Origin of the sequence: Erwinia sorbitola (assembly GCF_009738185.1) — a bacterium.
Taxonomy (GTDB): domain Bacteria; phylum Pseudomonadota; class Gammaproteobacteria; order Enterobacterales; family Enterobacteriaceae; genus Erwinia; species Erwinia sorbitola.
This window is the reverse complement of record NZ_CP046509.1, coordinates 3,957,810-3,972,248: the sequence shown is the minus strand read 5'-3', so window position 1 is coordinate 3,972,248 and position 14,439 is coordinate 3,957,810. Positions and strand designations below refer to the sequence as shown.

General features: G+C 56.6%; 13 protein-coding genes. 5 read left to right on the top strand and 8 right to left on the bottom strand.

All coding sequences use genetic code 11. The features are described 5' to 3' along the window. The first annotated feature begins 140 nt into the window (after positions 1–140). Complete coding sequence (gene deoD, locus GN242_RS18060; RefSeq protein ID WP_154752752.1) at positions 141–860, top strand: purine-nucleoside phosphorylase; 720 nt, start codon at positions 141–143, stop codon at positions 858–860. A gap of 103 nt (positions 861–963) precedes the next feature. Here deoD and GN242_RS18055 read toward each other — a convergent pair whose 3' ends face one another. Then, complete coding sequence (locus GN242_RS18055; protein WP_156287955.1) at positions 964–1,689, bottom strand: YtjB family periplasmic protein; 726 nt, start codon at positions 1,687–1,689, stop codon at positions 964–966. Positions 1,690–1,823: 134 nt separating this feature from the next. Between GN242_RS18055 and serB the strand changes: the two genes are divergently transcribed. The 3 genes from serB to nadR are packed head-to-tail and all read left to right on the top strand — an operon-like array spanning position 1,824 to position 5,433. Further along, entirely contained in the window at positions 1,824–2,801 is a 978-nt protein-coding gene (gene serB / locus GN242_RS18050) for a phosphoserine phosphatase (RefSeq protein WP_154752750.1), read from the top strand. A 9-nt stretch (positions 2,802–2,810) separates the two neighbouring features. Further along, positions 2,811–4,193 carry a DNA repair protein RadA gene (gene radA / locus GN242_RS18045; protein WP_154752749.1) on the top strand — a complete coding sequence of 461 codons (1,383 nt, stop codon included), beginning with the start codon at positions 2,811–2,813 and terminating at the stop codon, positions 4,191–4,193. 13 nt (positions 4,194–4,206) lie between these two features. Continuing rightward, on the top strand, positions 4,207–5,433 hold the full coding sequence (nadR, locus tag GN242_RS18040) for a multifunctional transcriptional regulator/nicotinamide-nucleotide adenylyltransferase/ribosylnicotinamide kinase NadR (RefSeq protein WP_156287954.1): 1,227 nt from the start codon (positions 4,207–4,209) through the stop codon (positions 5,431–5,433). A 53-nt stretch (positions 5,434–5,486) separates the two neighbouring features. Here the strand turns inward: nadR and GN242_RS18035 are convergent, their stop codons facing one another. Next, on the bottom strand, positions 5,487–6,488 hold the full coding sequence (locus tag GN242_RS18035) for a zinc-binding alcohol dehydrogenase family protein (RefSeq protein WP_154752747.1): 1,002 nt from the start codon (positions 6,486–6,488) through the stop codon (positions 5,487–5,489). 96 nt (positions 6,489–6,584) lie between these two features. On the opposite strand from GN242_RS18035, the gene GN242_RS18030 reads away from it, so the two are divergent. Next, positions 6,585–7,481 carry a LysR family transcriptional regulator gene (locus GN242_RS18030; RefSeq protein ID WP_156287953.1) on the top strand — a complete coding sequence of 299 codons (897 nt, stop codon included), beginning with the start codon at positions 6,585–6,587 and terminating at the stop codon, positions 7,479–7,481. A gap of 66 nt (positions 7,482–7,547) precedes the next feature. On the opposite strand, the gene ettA is transcribed toward GN242_RS18030, so the two are convergent. From ettA to urtB, 6 genes are all read right to left on the bottom strand, one after another. Continuing rightward, positions 7,548–9,215, bottom strand: a complete 1,668-nt coding sequence (ettA, locus tag GN242_RS18025) for an energy-dependent translational throttle protein EttA (RefSeq protein WP_156287952.1) — start codon at positions 9,213–9,215, stop codon at positions 7,548–7,550. 129 nt (positions 9,216–9,344) lie between these two features. Then, complete coding sequence (gene deoR / locus GN242_RS18020; RefSeq protein WP_156287951.1) at positions 9,345–10,088, bottom strand: DNA-binding transcriptional repressor DeoR; 744 nt, start codon at positions 10,086–10,088, stop codon at positions 9,345–9,347. A gap of 190 nt (positions 10,089–10,278) precedes the next feature. Further along, positions 10,279–10,977: an urea ABC transporter ATP-binding subunit UrtE gene (gene urtE / locus GN242_RS18015; RefSeq protein WP_154752744.1), complete on the bottom strand. Its 699-nt coding sequence runs from the start codon at positions 10,975–10,977 to the stop codon at positions 10,279–10,281. A gap of 1 nt (position 10,978) precedes the next feature. Further along, positions 10,979–11,770 (bottom strand): urea ABC transporter ATP-binding protein UrtD, encoded by a 792-nt coding sequence (urtD, locus tag GN242_RS18010; protein ID WP_154752743.1) that lies wholly within the window; start codon positions 11,768–11,770, stop codon positions 10,979–10,981. Then, entirely contained in the window at positions 11,763–12,839 is a 1,077-nt protein-coding gene (gene urtC / locus GN242_RS18005; protein ID WP_154752742.1) for an urea ABC transporter permease subunit UrtC, read from the bottom strand. The genes urtD and urtC overlap by 8 nt, the downstream gene beginning before the upstream one ends. Then, positions 12,839–14,398, bottom strand: coding sequence for an urea ABC transporter permease subunit UrtB (urtB, locus tag GN242_RS18000; RefSeq protein ID WP_195918358.1), 1,560 nt, complete (start codon positions 14,396–14,398; stop codon positions 12,839–12,841). Before urtB ends, urtC begins: the two co-directional genes overlap by 1 nt. Between the last annotated feature and the right edge of the window lie 41 nt (positions 14,399–14,439).

Below are 14,439 nucleotides of genomic sequence, written 5' to 3'. Positions count from 1 at the left end.
TTCGTACTCCAGGTGCGTTAGCTGCAATCCCCGGTCACTTACTTTTGTAGGTCATCGGGGTTTTGTTCAGTTGGCCTCTTTCTGTAATGCGAAATCTGGAGGGTAAAAAGTGACATTAATAATTAAGATAAGGATTGAACATGGCTACGCCTCATATTAACGCTGAAATGGGTGATTTTGCTGACGTGGTGCTGATGCCGGGCGATCCACTGCGCGCAAAGCACATTGCTGAGACCTTCCTGCAGGATGCGGTGGAAGTAAACAACGTGCGCGGCATGTTGGGCTACACCGGAACCTATAAAGGCCGTAAGATCTCCGTAATGGGTCACGGTATGGGTATCCCATCCTGCTCTATCTATGCGAAAGAGCTGATCACCGAGTTCGGCGTCAAGAAAATCATCCGTGTGGGTTCCTGCGGTGCAGTACGGGCCGATGTGAAACTGCGTGACGTGGTGATTGGTATGGGCGCCTGTACCGACTCTAAAGTGAACCGTATGCGTTTTAAAGACCATGACTTCTCAGCAATCGCTGACTTCGACATGGTGCGCAACGCGGTTGATGCGGCGAAAGCGCTGGGCGTAGATGCTCGTGTGGGTAACATCTTCTCCGCTGACCTGTTCTACACGCCCGATCCGCAGATGTTCGATGTGATGGAAAAGTACGGCATTCTCGGTGTGGAGATGGAAGCGGCGGGTATCTACGGCGTGGCAGCAGAGTTTGGTGCTAAAGCGCTGACTATTTGCACCGTGTCTGACCATATCCGTACCCATGAGCAGACCACCGCAGCAGAGCGTCAGACCACGTTCAGTGAGATGATTGAAATCGCGCTGGAGTCAGTGCTGTTGGGCGACAAAGAGTAATTATTTTCTTACCGGAGGCTGACGCTCTGTCAGCCCCGTTATTTCCCCTGCTAACCGCTATCGTCTTATCTTCCGGGATCGCCTTTCAGGCCCGGCGTCGTGACTATTCGCTTTTACCGCCTGATGTTGCAGGCTGTTTTTTGCCTTCGTCAGCGGATGGCTGCGGGTGACTGTCGCCGCTATTTTCACCTTCATTCTCATCATCATCATCCTCTTTTACCGGATTATTGGCGGTAAGCAGGAAGGGCGACTGCTGCCAGCGGGTACGGCGATCGCGCAGCAGAGTACGGGAGAGAATAATGCCGATAGCCAGCGCCAGAATCATCATCAGGCGCAGAATATTTGTGGTGTTATCCACCTGCTTGGCTTCGGTCACCAGCACGTGCGTATCCAGCGTAACGCGCAGAAAACCACGCGGGCCGTCTTTACTCGCCAGCGGCTGAACAATCTGATGGTTAAAGTAACTACCGGCACGCTGCCCGTCGAGTGCCAGCCGGTCACGGACGTTAATGGTTTCTCCGCTGTGTGCGATAAGGCTGCCGTTAATATCGTACAGTGAGGCATCAAGAATGCGGCTTTCATGCGTCAGCTGGTCGAGCGAATCAATGATTTTCTGATGGTTATCGTCAGGGTTTTCCATCAGCGGCGTCAGATTCCATGCGACCTGGCGCGTCAGGGTATGCGCCAGCTCCTCAACCTGTTCAGAGCGGGCCATCTGATGCCCGAGGCTGAACCAGGATGCCCCCTGCATCAGCACGACCAGCAGCGTCAGGCAGATCAGGACGATCACCGTACGGTGCAGGCGAAACTTCAGTTTGGCTTTTGCCATCTCAACCCTTTAATCTTGGTGGACGAACCGGCTTGCGGTCATTAGCTTTATGTTGCCAGAAGGCGGGCTTACAGGGTAGCCTCTTGCATTATTTTGCGCAGAATTGCGTATTGAATGTCCCTACAGGAGCTGTGATGCCAAATAGCCTCACCTGGTGCGACCTGCCTGCCGAAGTCTCTCTCTGGCCGGGGTTGCCTCTTTCTTTGAGCGGCGATGAAGTAATGCCGCTGGATTACCGTGCCGGACGTTCCGGCTGGTTACTGTATGGGCGTCAACTCGACAAAGCCCGGCTGACTGAATACCAGCGTCAGCTAGGTGCAGCCATGGTGATTGTCAGTGCCTGGATAGTGGACGATTATCATGTGGTACGCCTGGCGGGATCGCTGACGCCGCGTGCAATGAAGCTGGCCCATGAAGCTGGTCTGGACGTGGCTCCGTTAGGGCGTATTCCTCATCTGAAAACCCCGGGTCTGCTGGTGATGGATATGGACTCCACGGCGATTGAGATCGAATGCATTGATGAGATCGCCAAACTGGCAGGCAGCGGTGAGCTGGTGGCGGAAGTGACAGAGCGCGCGATGCGTGGCGAGCTGGACTTCGCTGCCAGCCTGCGCCAGCGGGTGGCAACACTGAAAGATGCCGATGCCAATATTCTGAAAACCGTGCGTGATCAACTGCCGCTTATGCCGGGCCTGACCTCGCTGGTGGCTAAACTTCAGGCGCTGGGCTGGCATGTGGCTATCGCCTCTGGCGGCTTCACCTATTTTGCGGAATATCTGCGCGATACGCTGCACCTCTCGGCGATTGCGGCTAACGTGCTGGAAATTCGCGACGGAAAGCTGACCGGAGAAGTGCTGGGCGATATCGTCGATGCGCAATATAAAGCGGATACGCTGCGCAAGCTGGCAGCTCGCTTTGAGATCGCTCCTGAGCAGACGGTGGCTGTCGGCGATGGTGCCAACGACCTGCCGATGATTAAAGCCTCGGCGCTGGGCATCGCTTATCACGCCAAACCGAAAGTAAATGAGCAGACCGAAGTTATTATTCGTCATGCTGACCTGATGGGGGTGTTCTGTATCCTCAGCGGCAGCCTGATCCATGAAGAGCGTTAAGGGGTAGATTTGGCCAAAGCGGTAAAGCGTGCCTTTGTTTGTAACGAGTGTGGCGCAGATTATCCTCGCTGGCAGGGCCAATGTAGCGCCTGCCAGGCCTGGAATACAATTACCGAAGTACGTCTGGCGGCATCGCCTGTTGTGGCGCGCAATGAGCGTCTGACGGGCTATGCTGGCAGCGCCGGACCCAGCCGGGTACAGAAGCTGTCGGAGATCAGCCTGGATGAGCTGCCGCGCTTCTCTACCGGATTTAAAGAGTTTGACCGCGTGCTGGGCGGCGGCGTGGTGCCAGGCAGTGCGATCCTGATCGGCGGCAACCCCGGCGCAGGGAAAAGTACCCTGCTGCTGCAAACCCTGTGCAGGCTGTCGGAAGGGATGAAAACCCTCTACGTCACCGGGGAGGAGTCGCTGCAACAGGTGGCGATGCGCGCCCATCGTCTGGGGCTGCCCACCGAAAATCTGAATATGCTGTCGGAAACCAGCATCGAGCAGATCTGCCTCATCGCAGAGCAGGAGCAGCCGAAGCTGATGGTGATCGACTCGATTCAGGTGATGCATATGGCCGATATCCAGTCCTCTCCCGGCAGCGTGGCTCAGGTGCGTGAAACCGCCGCTTATCTGACCCGTTTCGCCAAAACCAAAGGTGTCGCCATTGTGATGGTCGGCCACGTAACCAAAGATGGTTCGCTGGCAGGTCCAAAAGTGCTGGAGCACTGTATCGACTGTTCGGTGCTGCTGGATGGTGATGCTGATTCCCGATTCCGCACCCTGCGCAGCCATAAAAACCGTTTTGGTGCGGTGAATGAGCTGGGCGTGTTTGCCATGACCGAGCAGGGGCTGCGTGAAGTCAGTAATCCGTCGGCTATCTTCTTAAGCCGCGGCGACGAAGTCACCTCAGGCAGCTCGGTTATGGTGCTGTGGGAAGGAACGCGTCCGCTGCTGGTGGAGATTCAGGCGCTGGTGGATCATTCGATGATGGGTAATCCACGGCGTGTGGCGGTGGGGCTGGAGCAGAACCGTCTGGCTATTCTGCTGGCGGTGCTGCACCGTCACGGCGGACTGCAAATGGCTGACCAGGATGTGTTTGTAAACGTGGTCGGCGGGGTAAAAGTCACCGAAACCAGCGCCGACCTGGCGCTGATGCTGTCGATGGTCTCCAGCCTGCGCGATCGTCCGCTGCCGCACGATCTGGTGGTGTTTGGTGAGGTGGGGCTGGCCGGGGAGATCCGCCCGGTGCCCAGTGGCCAGGAGCGCATCTCGGAAGCGGCCAAGCACGGCTTCCGCCGCGCCATTGTACCGATAGCCAATGTGCCGAAAAAACCGCCGGAAAATATGAAAGTCTACGGGGTAAAAAAGCTGGCTGACGCGTTGTCTGTACTTGACGAATTATAAATGGAGTTAACGCATGTCATCGTTTGACTACCTTAAAACCGCCATTCGCCAGCAGGGTTGTACCTTACAGCAGGTATCTGATGCCAGCGGCATGACCAAGGGTTACCTCAGTCAGCTGTTGAATGCGAAAATTAAAAGCCCCAGCGCACAGAAGCTGGAGGCGCTGCACCGCTTTCTTGGGCTGGAATTTCCGCGCCGCGAGAAGACTATCGGCGTGGTATTCGGTAAGTTTTATCCGCTGCATACCGGCCATATCTATCTGATCCAGCGCGCCTGTAGCCAGGTGGATGAGCTGCATATCATCATGGGTTACGATGAGCCACGCGATCGTGAGCTGTTTGAAGCCAGTGCGATGTCGCAGCAGCCCACGGTCAGCGACCGCCTGCGCTGGCTGCTACAGACCTTTAAGTATCAGAAAAACATTCGCATTCATTCCTTCAATGAAGAGGGAATGGAGCCGTATCCTCACGGCTGGGATGTCTGGAGCCACGGCGTGCGGGCGTTTATGGACGATCACGGCATCGTGCCGAACTGTATCTACACCAGCGAAGAGGCGGATGCTGAACAGTTCACCGCGCATCTCGGTGTGGAAACCATCGTCATCGATCCAAAGCGCTCATTTATGAGCATCAGCGGTGGGCAGATCCGCCAGGATCCGTTCCGCTACTGGGAGTATATTCCCACCGAAGTGAAACCCTTTTTCGTGCGCACCGTGGCGATCCTCGGCGGCGAATCGAGCGGCAAATCAACGCTGGTGAATAAGCTGGCGAACATTTTTAACACCACCAGTGCGTGGGAGTTTGGCCGTGATTATGTCTTCTCGCATCTGGGCGGCGATGAGATGGCGCTGCAATATTCGGACTACGATAAAATCGCTCTCGGCCAGGCACAGTACATCGACTTTGCGGTGAAATATGCCAATAAAGTGGCGTTTATCGACACCGATTTTGTGACCACACAGGCATTCTGTAAGAAGTATGAAGGGCGGGAACATCCCTTTGTGCAGGCGCTGATTGACGAATATCGCTTCGACCTGGTGATCCTGGTGGAGAACAATGTGCCGTGGGTGGCGGACGGGCTGCGCAGTCTGGGGAGTTCGGTGGATCGCAAAGAGTTCCAGTCGCTGCTGATCTCCATGCTGGGCGAGAATAATATCAACTATGTGCACGTTGAGCAGGACAACTACGACGAGCGCTTCCTGCGCTGTGTCGAGCTGGTGAAAGAGATGCTGGGTTCATAACCTGCACTGCATTAAACGGGCGAGTTAATCTCGCCCGTAATCAAACCGATCGGTTAATAGACAATAACCACTTTGCCACGCATATGGCCTTCCAGCACCAGCTGGTGGGCTTCTGACAGCGTCTCAACGCTCAGACCGTGCAGGGTTTTGCTCAGTGAACCTGTGAGTTTACCGGCATCCAGCAGCTTCGCTGTCTCATCCAGAATCTCTCCCTGACGGGCGATGTCCGGGGTGGTAAACATGCTGCGCGTGTACATAAATTCAAAATGCAGCGCGGCGCTTTTCAGCTTCAGCTGATCCATATTTAACGGTTTTTCGTTTTCAACGATGGTGCAGATATGCCCCTGCGGTGCAATCAGTTTGCTCATCGCGTCCCAGTGGCCATCGGTGTCATTCAGGCAGAAAATGTAGTCCACCTGTTTGATATCGTGCTTCGCGAGTTCTCCCGCCATATCGCGGTAGTCGATCACCAGATCCGCCCCGCGATCTTTACACCACTGCGCTGAGTCAGGGCGTGATGCCGTGGCGATCACCGTCACTTTACTGTGCAGTTTCGCCAGTGGAATAGCCAGTGAGCCTACGCCGCCCGCGCCGCCGACAATCAGCAGAGTTTTACCCTCAGCAGCGGCATCCAGTTGCAGACGATCAAACAGACCTTCCCACGCGGTCAGCGCGGTAAGCGGGATAGCGGCGGACTCTGCCCAGTCAAGTGAGCGCGGTTTATGGCCGGTAATACGGGCATCAACCAGCTGCTGGCTGGCATTACTGCCCGGACGGGTGAGATCCCCGGCGTAATAGACTTCATCGCCCGCTTTAAAGCCGCTGACCTTCTCTCCCACCGCCAGCACGATACCGCTGGCATCCCAGCCCAGTACACGCGGCTGTTGCAGGCCGTTCTTCTGTGCACCTTTATGGACTTTGGTATCCACCGGGTTAACCGATACCGCTTTCACTTCAACCAGCAGATCATATGCGTCTGGTGTCAGCTGTGGCTGCTGGATCTCAATAAACTGCTGCGGTTTATCCGGATTGATCGCAATTGCTTTGATGGTCATAGCTCTTCTCCTGAATGATGTGCTATCAGTGTAGAGAATGATTACCGCAATGATAAGATGGACAATAACGCAAGCAGTGTTCGTACAGGATGAACAATAATGTTTAAACAGTTGCAGGATATGGCTCTGTTCGCGCTGGTGGCCGAGTGCGGCAGTTTTACCGCCGCTGCAAATCGTGCGGGTCTGCCGAAATCCAGCGTCAGCCAGCGCATCAGCCAGCTTGAACAGGCGCTGGGTCTGCGTCTGATTAATCGCACCACGCGCCAGTTGAATCTGACCTTTGCAGGCGAGCGCTATCTGGTGCACTGTCAGGAGATGTTGCAGGCCAGTGAGCGGGCCGGGACGGTGATAGAGCGGCTGCGCGATAACCCCAGCGGGCGGCTGCGGATTACCTCTCCTGCCGGAATAGGTGCCACACTGCTGGCGCGTTTCAATACCGCGTTTCAGCTGGAATATCCCGATGTGACGCTGGATGTTTCGGTTTCCGATGAGATCCGCGATCTGGTGCAGGATGGTTTTGATGTGGCGCTGCGTACTGGCCGGCCGCAGGATTCTTCGCTGATAGGCCGTCGTATCGGTTACTGCCAGCGTCTGCTGGTGGCCTCGCCTGACTACCTCGCCACCTGTGCGCCGCTCACTCATCCCGGCCAGCTTTCAGCGCATCGTTGCATTGCGCACCGTGCCTGGACAGAGTGGGTGTTAAAACGTGATGAGGAGTATTACCGCTGGCTGCTGCCGCCGACGCATATGACCGACAATCTGGTGTATGCGCGCGAGTGTGCGCTGGGTCATGCGGGGATTACGCTGCTGCCAGGATTTTTAACCGATGAGGTGGTGCCGCAGGGCAGGTTGATACAGGTGCTGCCAGAGTGGGAAGTGGAGGGGAATGAGCTGTGGCTGGTCTATCCGAGCCGTAAGTTAAATTCTCCCGCGCTGTCGCGGTTTATTGATTTTGCGATGCAGTCGCCGGTATTCAGGGAGTTTTATCAGTAAGGAGAGACGGCGGCCAGAGACCGCCGTGGAGCATCGGGCCAGTAAAATAACCTGGCCCGCAAATCCTTACTTAATCATACGCTTGTACTTGATACGCTTCGGCTCAAGCGCTTCTGCGCCCAGCGTACGCTTCTTGTACTCTTCGTATTCAGTAAAGTTACCTTCGAAGAACTCAATTTTGCCCTCATCCTGGTAGTCCAGAATATGAGTAGCAATACGGTCGAGGAACCAGCGGTCATGCGAGATCACCATCGCACAGCCCGGGAACTCCAGCAGGGCGTTTTCCAGCGCACGCAGAGTCTCAATATCCAGGTCGTTGGTTGGTTCATCCAGCAGCAGCATGTTGCCGCCCACCTGTAACAGCTTGGCCAGGTGCAGACGGCCACGCTCACCACCCGACAGCTCACCTACGCGTTTGCCCTGATCAACCCCTTTAAAGTTAAAGCGGCCAACGTAGGCGCGGCTTGGCATTTCGGTGTTGCCGATACGCATAATATCCTGGCCGCCAGACACTTCTTCCCAGACAGTTTTGGAGTTATCCATGCTGTCACGGAACTGGTCAACGGAAGCCAGCTTAACGGTTTCACCCAGTACGATGCTGCCGGAATCAGGCTCTTCCTGCCCGGACATCATACGGAACAGCGTGGATTTACCCGCGCCGTTCGGGCCGATGATGCCGACAATTGCACCCTTCGGAACCGAGAAGGAGAGATCGTCAATCAGCAGGCGATCGCCGTAGGATTTACGCAGGTTGCTGACTTCCAGAACTTTATCACCCAGGCGTGCACCCGGTGGAATAAACAGTTCGTTAGTTTCATTACGTTTCTGGTATTCGGTGTTGTTCAGCTCTTCAAAGCGCGCCAGACGGGCTTTACCTTTGGATTGCTGACCTTTGGCACCTTTACGCACCCACTCCAGCTCTTTCTCAATCGATTTACGACGAGCGGCTTCAGAGGAGGCTTCCTGCGCCAGACGCGCATCTTTCTGCTCCAGCCAGGAGGAGTAGTTACCTTCCCATGGAATACCTTCACCACGGTCAAGCTCCAGGATCCATCCGGCTACGTTATCGAGGAAGTAACGGTCATGCGTGATCGCCACTACGGTACCTTCGAAGTCGTGCAGGAAGCGCTCCAGCCAGGCCACGGATTCTGCATCCAGGTGGTTGGTTGGTTCGTCGAGCAGCAGCATATCTGGTTTTTCCAGCAGCAGACGGCACAGCGCGACGCGGCGACGTTCACCACCGGACAGATTAGCGATCTTCGCATCCCAATCCGGCAGACGCAGCGCATCGGCGGCACGTTCCAGCTGGGTGTTCAGGTTGTGGCCGTCGTGCGCCTGGATAATCTCTTCCAGCACGCCCTGTTCTTTAGCCAGCTTATCAAAGTCAGCGTCTTCGGCGGCGTACAGTGCGTAAACTTCGTCGAGGCGCTTCAGTGCACCCACAACTTCAGCCACGGCTTCTTCCACCGACTCGCGTACGGTGTGTTCCAGGTTCAGCTGCGGTTCCTGTTGCAGATAGCCAATTTTCAGGCCTGGCTGCGGACGCGCTTCCCCTTCGATATCTTTATCGATGCCCGCCATAATGCGCAGCAGGGTAGATTTACCCGCCCCGTTCAGACCCAGTACGCCAATTTTAGCGCCGGGGAAGAAGCTGAGGGAGATGTTCTTTAAAATATGACGCTTCGGCGGAACGACTTTGCCGACGCGATGCATGCTATAGACGAATTGAGCCACGTAGTTTGAGCCTCTTAATTAGCAGGGCATAAGGACGCCCACTCAGATAGCGGAGTTTAGCTGTTTTACCGCCTTATTCACAGCCGCATTATCCCAGGCTTTGCGCTGAAACACACCTGGCGACCTGAGTTAAGGCGCAATCACCTTAATGCCTAAATCCTGCTCCGGGGCAGCATCGCTGATCAGGCCGTCAAAGGCGCTGAGATCGGCAATACGTGCGGGCAGCACTTTTCCAAACTTGCTGCTGTCCACCACCAGCAGCCGGGAACGTGCGCGCTGTAGCGCCAGGTGCTTCATCGGTAGTTCATTGAGGTTGTAGCAGCTGGCTCCCTGCTGGAGATCTATACCCGCAGCGGAGATAAACGCTTTATCCGGGCAGAGGCTGTCCATGACTGACAGCTGGCCCAGCGGGGTAAAAATAGCGTTATCCGGGTGGAACTCTCCGCCGCTCATGATCACACGGCAGGCGCTTTTTTCCTTAAGGGCCAGAAAAGTATTCATGGCGTAGCAGACCGCAGTAAACGGCAGATCATCGTCAATGGCGTCAATGATCCAGGGTACGGTGGTGCCGCAGTCGAAGTAGACCGTTTCTCCGGCAACGATCGTTGCCGCGGCCTGTTGCCCGAGCACGCGCTTGCGGTCAACGTTCTGGCCCTGCTGATCGGAAACAAAATAGTGGCTCTGATTCAGCATCGGATCGCTGACGATATAGCCGCCAAGCAGTACCACCACGCCCGGCCCGTCATTCAGATCGCGGCGCACTGTCATTTCAGACACACCAAGCAGGTGTGCAGCTTCCTTCAGATGGATTTTATCGGTGCGTTTCAGCGCCTGCGCCAGCTTATTAATACGATCTTCGCGCCGGTTTTCCATAAATGTTTTTTTCCATTATTGCAGGCAGGAATGATGTGATGGAAAACGATTGCCTGCTGCGTTTTTGTCTTTTTTGCAGTTTACCTTCAATGGAATAGTGCTGCAAATGACAAGGGCCGACCGAAAAAAGATGGCCGACCCCGCAGCAGGATTTCCGTAGAGAACAGCGCTGGTTATGGCCGCCTGGCTGTCAAATTGTCACCAGCCCCCGTACGCCGTCGCTTTCCATCTCTTTTCCCAGACCGCGCTGAACGATTTCGCCCCGTGACATCACCAGATAATTGTCCGCCAGTCCGGCGGCAAAATCATAAAACTGTTCAACCAGCAGAATAGCCATATCACCACGTGCGGCCAGCTGGCGGATCACCGCACCGATCTCTTTGATCACCGAGGGCTGAATACCTTCGGTTGGTTCATCAAGGATCAGCAGCTGCGGTTTACACGCCAGCGCCCGCCCGATGGCCAGCTGCTGCTGCTGTCCACCGGAAAGATCGCCGCCGCGCCGCTGCTTCATCTGCCACAGCACCGGAAAAAGCTGCCAAATCTCCTCCGGCACCTGTGCTGCCTCCGCGCCGGAGAAGCGCGCCAGCCCCATCAGCAGATTTTCTTCTACCGTCAGACGCGGGAAGATCTCACGGCCCTGCGGTACGTAAGCGATCCCTGCCTGCACCCGCTGGTGCGGTTTGCGATGGTTGATCGAGCGGCCCTGCCAGTTAATGCTGCCGGACTTCGCCGGAATCAGCCCCATCAGGCATTTCAGCAGGGTGGTTTTCCCCACGCCGTTCCGTCCCAGCAGACAGGTGATTTCGCCGGGTTTTGTCTCAAATGACAGCCCGCGCAGAATATGACTTCCGCCATAATATTGATGTAGTTCAGAGACCTGTAACATATTAACGCCCCAGATAAACTTCAATTACCTGCTCGTTCGCCTGCACCTCGCGCAGCGAACCCTCAGCCAGAACCTGGCCCTGATGCAGTACTGTCACATGGTCAGCAATGGTTTCGACAAAGCCCATATCATGCTCGACTACCATCAGCGAATGCTGGCCGGCAAGAGTACGAAACAGCTCGGCGGTATAGTCGGTTTCCGCATCGGTCATTCCGGCGGCTGGTTCATCCAGCAGCAGCAGGTGCGGATCCTGTACCAGCAGCATACCGATCTCCAGAAACTGTTTCTGCCCGTGTGACAGCAGTCCCGCCGGGCGCTGGCGTTCGCTGCCGAGGCGCAGCAGCTTAAGGACTTCATCAATGCGATCCTGCTGTTCACCGTTCAGTCTGGCACGCAGGCAGGCCCATACTGACTTATCGGTTTTTAACGCAATCTCCAGATTTTCAAACACCGTTAGCGCTTCAAATACCGTCGGTTTTTGGAATTTACGGCCAATCCCGATGCGGGCAATCTCCACCGGGGAGAGGGTGGTCAGGTCGATGCTCTGGTCGTAGAGCACCCGGCCATTATCGGGGCGGGTTTTACCGGTGATCACATCCATCAGCGTGGTTTTTCCCGCGCCGTTAGGGCCGATGATGCAGCGCAACTCACCCACGCCAATCTGTAAAGAGAGGTCGGTCAGCGCTTTAAAACCATCAAACGACACATTGATATTCTCCAGCTGGAGCACCGGGTCGGTCTGCTCGCGATGGCGATCGGCGCGATGGGGTTGGGTAAACAGTTGATCAGTCATGTTTTCTCCGGCGCAGCAGGCCAATGACGCCACGCGGCAGAAATAGCGTGACGAGGATAAACATCAGCCCTAAGAAGAACAGCCAGTATTCCGGGAATGCGACGGTGAACCAGCTTTTGGCACCGTTAACGATGCCGGCACCCAGCAGCGGGCCAATCAGCGTACCGCGCCCGCCAAGCGCTACCCAGATAGCGGCCTCAATCGAGTTGGTGGGGGACATCTCGCCAGGGTTAATAATGCCAACCTGCGGCACATACAGTGCTCCCGCCAGCCCGCACAGCACCGCCGACAGCGTCCAGACAAACAGCTTAAATCCCCGGGGATCATAGCCGCAGAACATCAGGCGGTTTTCTGCATCGCGTACCGCCGTCAGCACGCGGCCAAACTTGCTGCGCGCCAGCAGCAGACCAGCGGCAAGGCTGGCAGCAAGCAGCAATACCGTGGTCACAAACAGCCCGATGCGTGTACCGGTGGCGGTCACCGGAAAGCCGAGCAGCGTGGTGAAACCGGTAAAGCCATTGTTGCCGCCGAAGCCGGTTTCATTGCGGAAGAACAGCAGCATCCCGGCATAGGTCAGCGCCTGGGTCATAATCGAAAAATAGACGCCTTTAATTTTTGAGCGGAAGGCGAACCAGCCAAACACCAGCGCCAGCAGGCCGGGCACCAGCACAATCAGGCATAAGGCCCAGGCAAAGTGCTGGGTTCCGCTCCAGAACCAGGGCATCTCACTCCACGAGAGAAACGACATAAAAGCGGGCAGACCGTCTCCCGCCGCCTGGCGCATCAGGTACATGCCCATTGCATAGCCGCCGAGAGCGAAGAACAGCCCGTGGCCGAGGGATAACAGCCCTGCGTAACCCCACACCAGATCCAGCGCTACCGCAACAATGGCATAGCAGAGGATTTTGCCAACCAGCGTCAGGGTATAGGTCGACAGCGCCAGAGGATTTTCTGCGGGCAGCAGCGCGAAAAAAGGCAGCAGCAGCAAGATCAGCAGCACTAGCGCACCGAGGCCGGTTATCAGGCGCGGAGATTTTTGTACCAGGGTCAGCGTCATGGGTTGCGTCATCAGTCAATCACCCTCCCTTTAAAGGCGAACAGTCCCTGCGGTCGTTTCTGTATAAACAGCACGATTAACACCAGGATCAGGATTTTACCGAGCACCGCGCCGATCTGCGGTTCCAGCACTTTATTAAGGATGCCAAGGCCGAGCGCCGCCACGACGGTACCCGCCAGCTGGCCGACGCCGCCGGTAACCACCACGAGGAAGGAGTCGATGATGTAGCCCTGTCCCAGCTCCGGGCCAACGTTGCCAAGCTGCGACAGCGCCACGCCGCCCAGACCGGCAATGCCGGAACCGAGGCCAAATGCCAGCATATCAATGCGCCCGGTCGGTACGCCGCAGCAGTCTGCCATCGCACGGTTTTGCGTAACGGCCCGGACATTCATCCCCAGGCGGGTTTTATTCAGCAGCAGCCAGGTCAGCACCAGCACGCCAATTACAAACAGGATCACCGCCATACGGTTGTACGGCAGTACCAGGTTGGGCAACACTTGCAGACCTCCGGAGAGCCACGGCGGGTTGGCCACTTCGAGGTTTTGGGCACCAAACAGAATACGCACCAGCTGGATCAGCATCAGGCTGATGCCCCAGGTGGCGAGCAGTGTTTCCAGCGGGCGTCCGTAAAGATGGCGAATAATGGTGCGTTCCAGCACCATGCCGATGGCGGCAGTGATAAAGAAGGCCACCGGCAGCGCCAGCAGCGGATAAAACGCCAGCCACTCAGGGGCGAAGCGCTGAAACAGATTCTGAACCATCCAGGTGGCATAAGCGCCAATCATCAGCATTTCGCCGTGGGCCATATTGATCACCCCCAGCAGGCCGTAGGTGATCGCCAGCCCGAGGGCGGCCAGCAGCAGTACCGAACCCAGCGACAATCCGGTAAAAGCCTGCCCAAGCAGATCGCCCGGCAGCAGACGATAGCGAATCTGTTTCAGGCTTTCTGCCGCCGCAGCACGTACGCGGGCGTCGGTCTCGTTCTGCGGCTGAAGCAGGCGTTCCAGACTGGCCTGGGTTTGCGGATCGCTGGTTTCCCCCAGCAGTTTTACTGCCTCCAGGCGCATCAGCGGATTACTGTCTGATAGCTGTAATCCGGCAACCGCCTGCGCCAGTACCGCATGAACGGCGGCATCCTCTTCGCCTGCAAGGCGCTGTTTCAGCAGCGGCAGCTGATCCAGACTCGCATCATTTTGCAATGCGCGGGCCGCTTGCAGACGTACGGCGCTGATCGGGCTGACCAGCTGGTGTGCCGCCAGTGCGCTGGCGATCATTACGCGCAGCCGGTTATTCATAAACAGTTTTTTGGTGTTGCCAACCGGGGCCGCATGGCCTTCCAGCGGCACCAGCCGATCCTGAACCCGGGTAAAGGGCTGTTTGTTCTCGTCCAGCACCACGCTTTCACTGTGCAGCGCCTGCAACAGAGGCAGACGGCTGGCGTTCGGTGCGGCGGCCCACTGCTGTAAGAGAGTCAGTTGATCGCTGCGGCTGGCGGTAACAAAATCGGTGGCCGATCCGGCCTGGGCCAGCAGCGGCAGGCTGAACAGCAGTAGCAGCAGGAATCGCGTCATCATAAGTGGCTCCGGTAGCGGGTCGGGCAGGCCCGACCCCT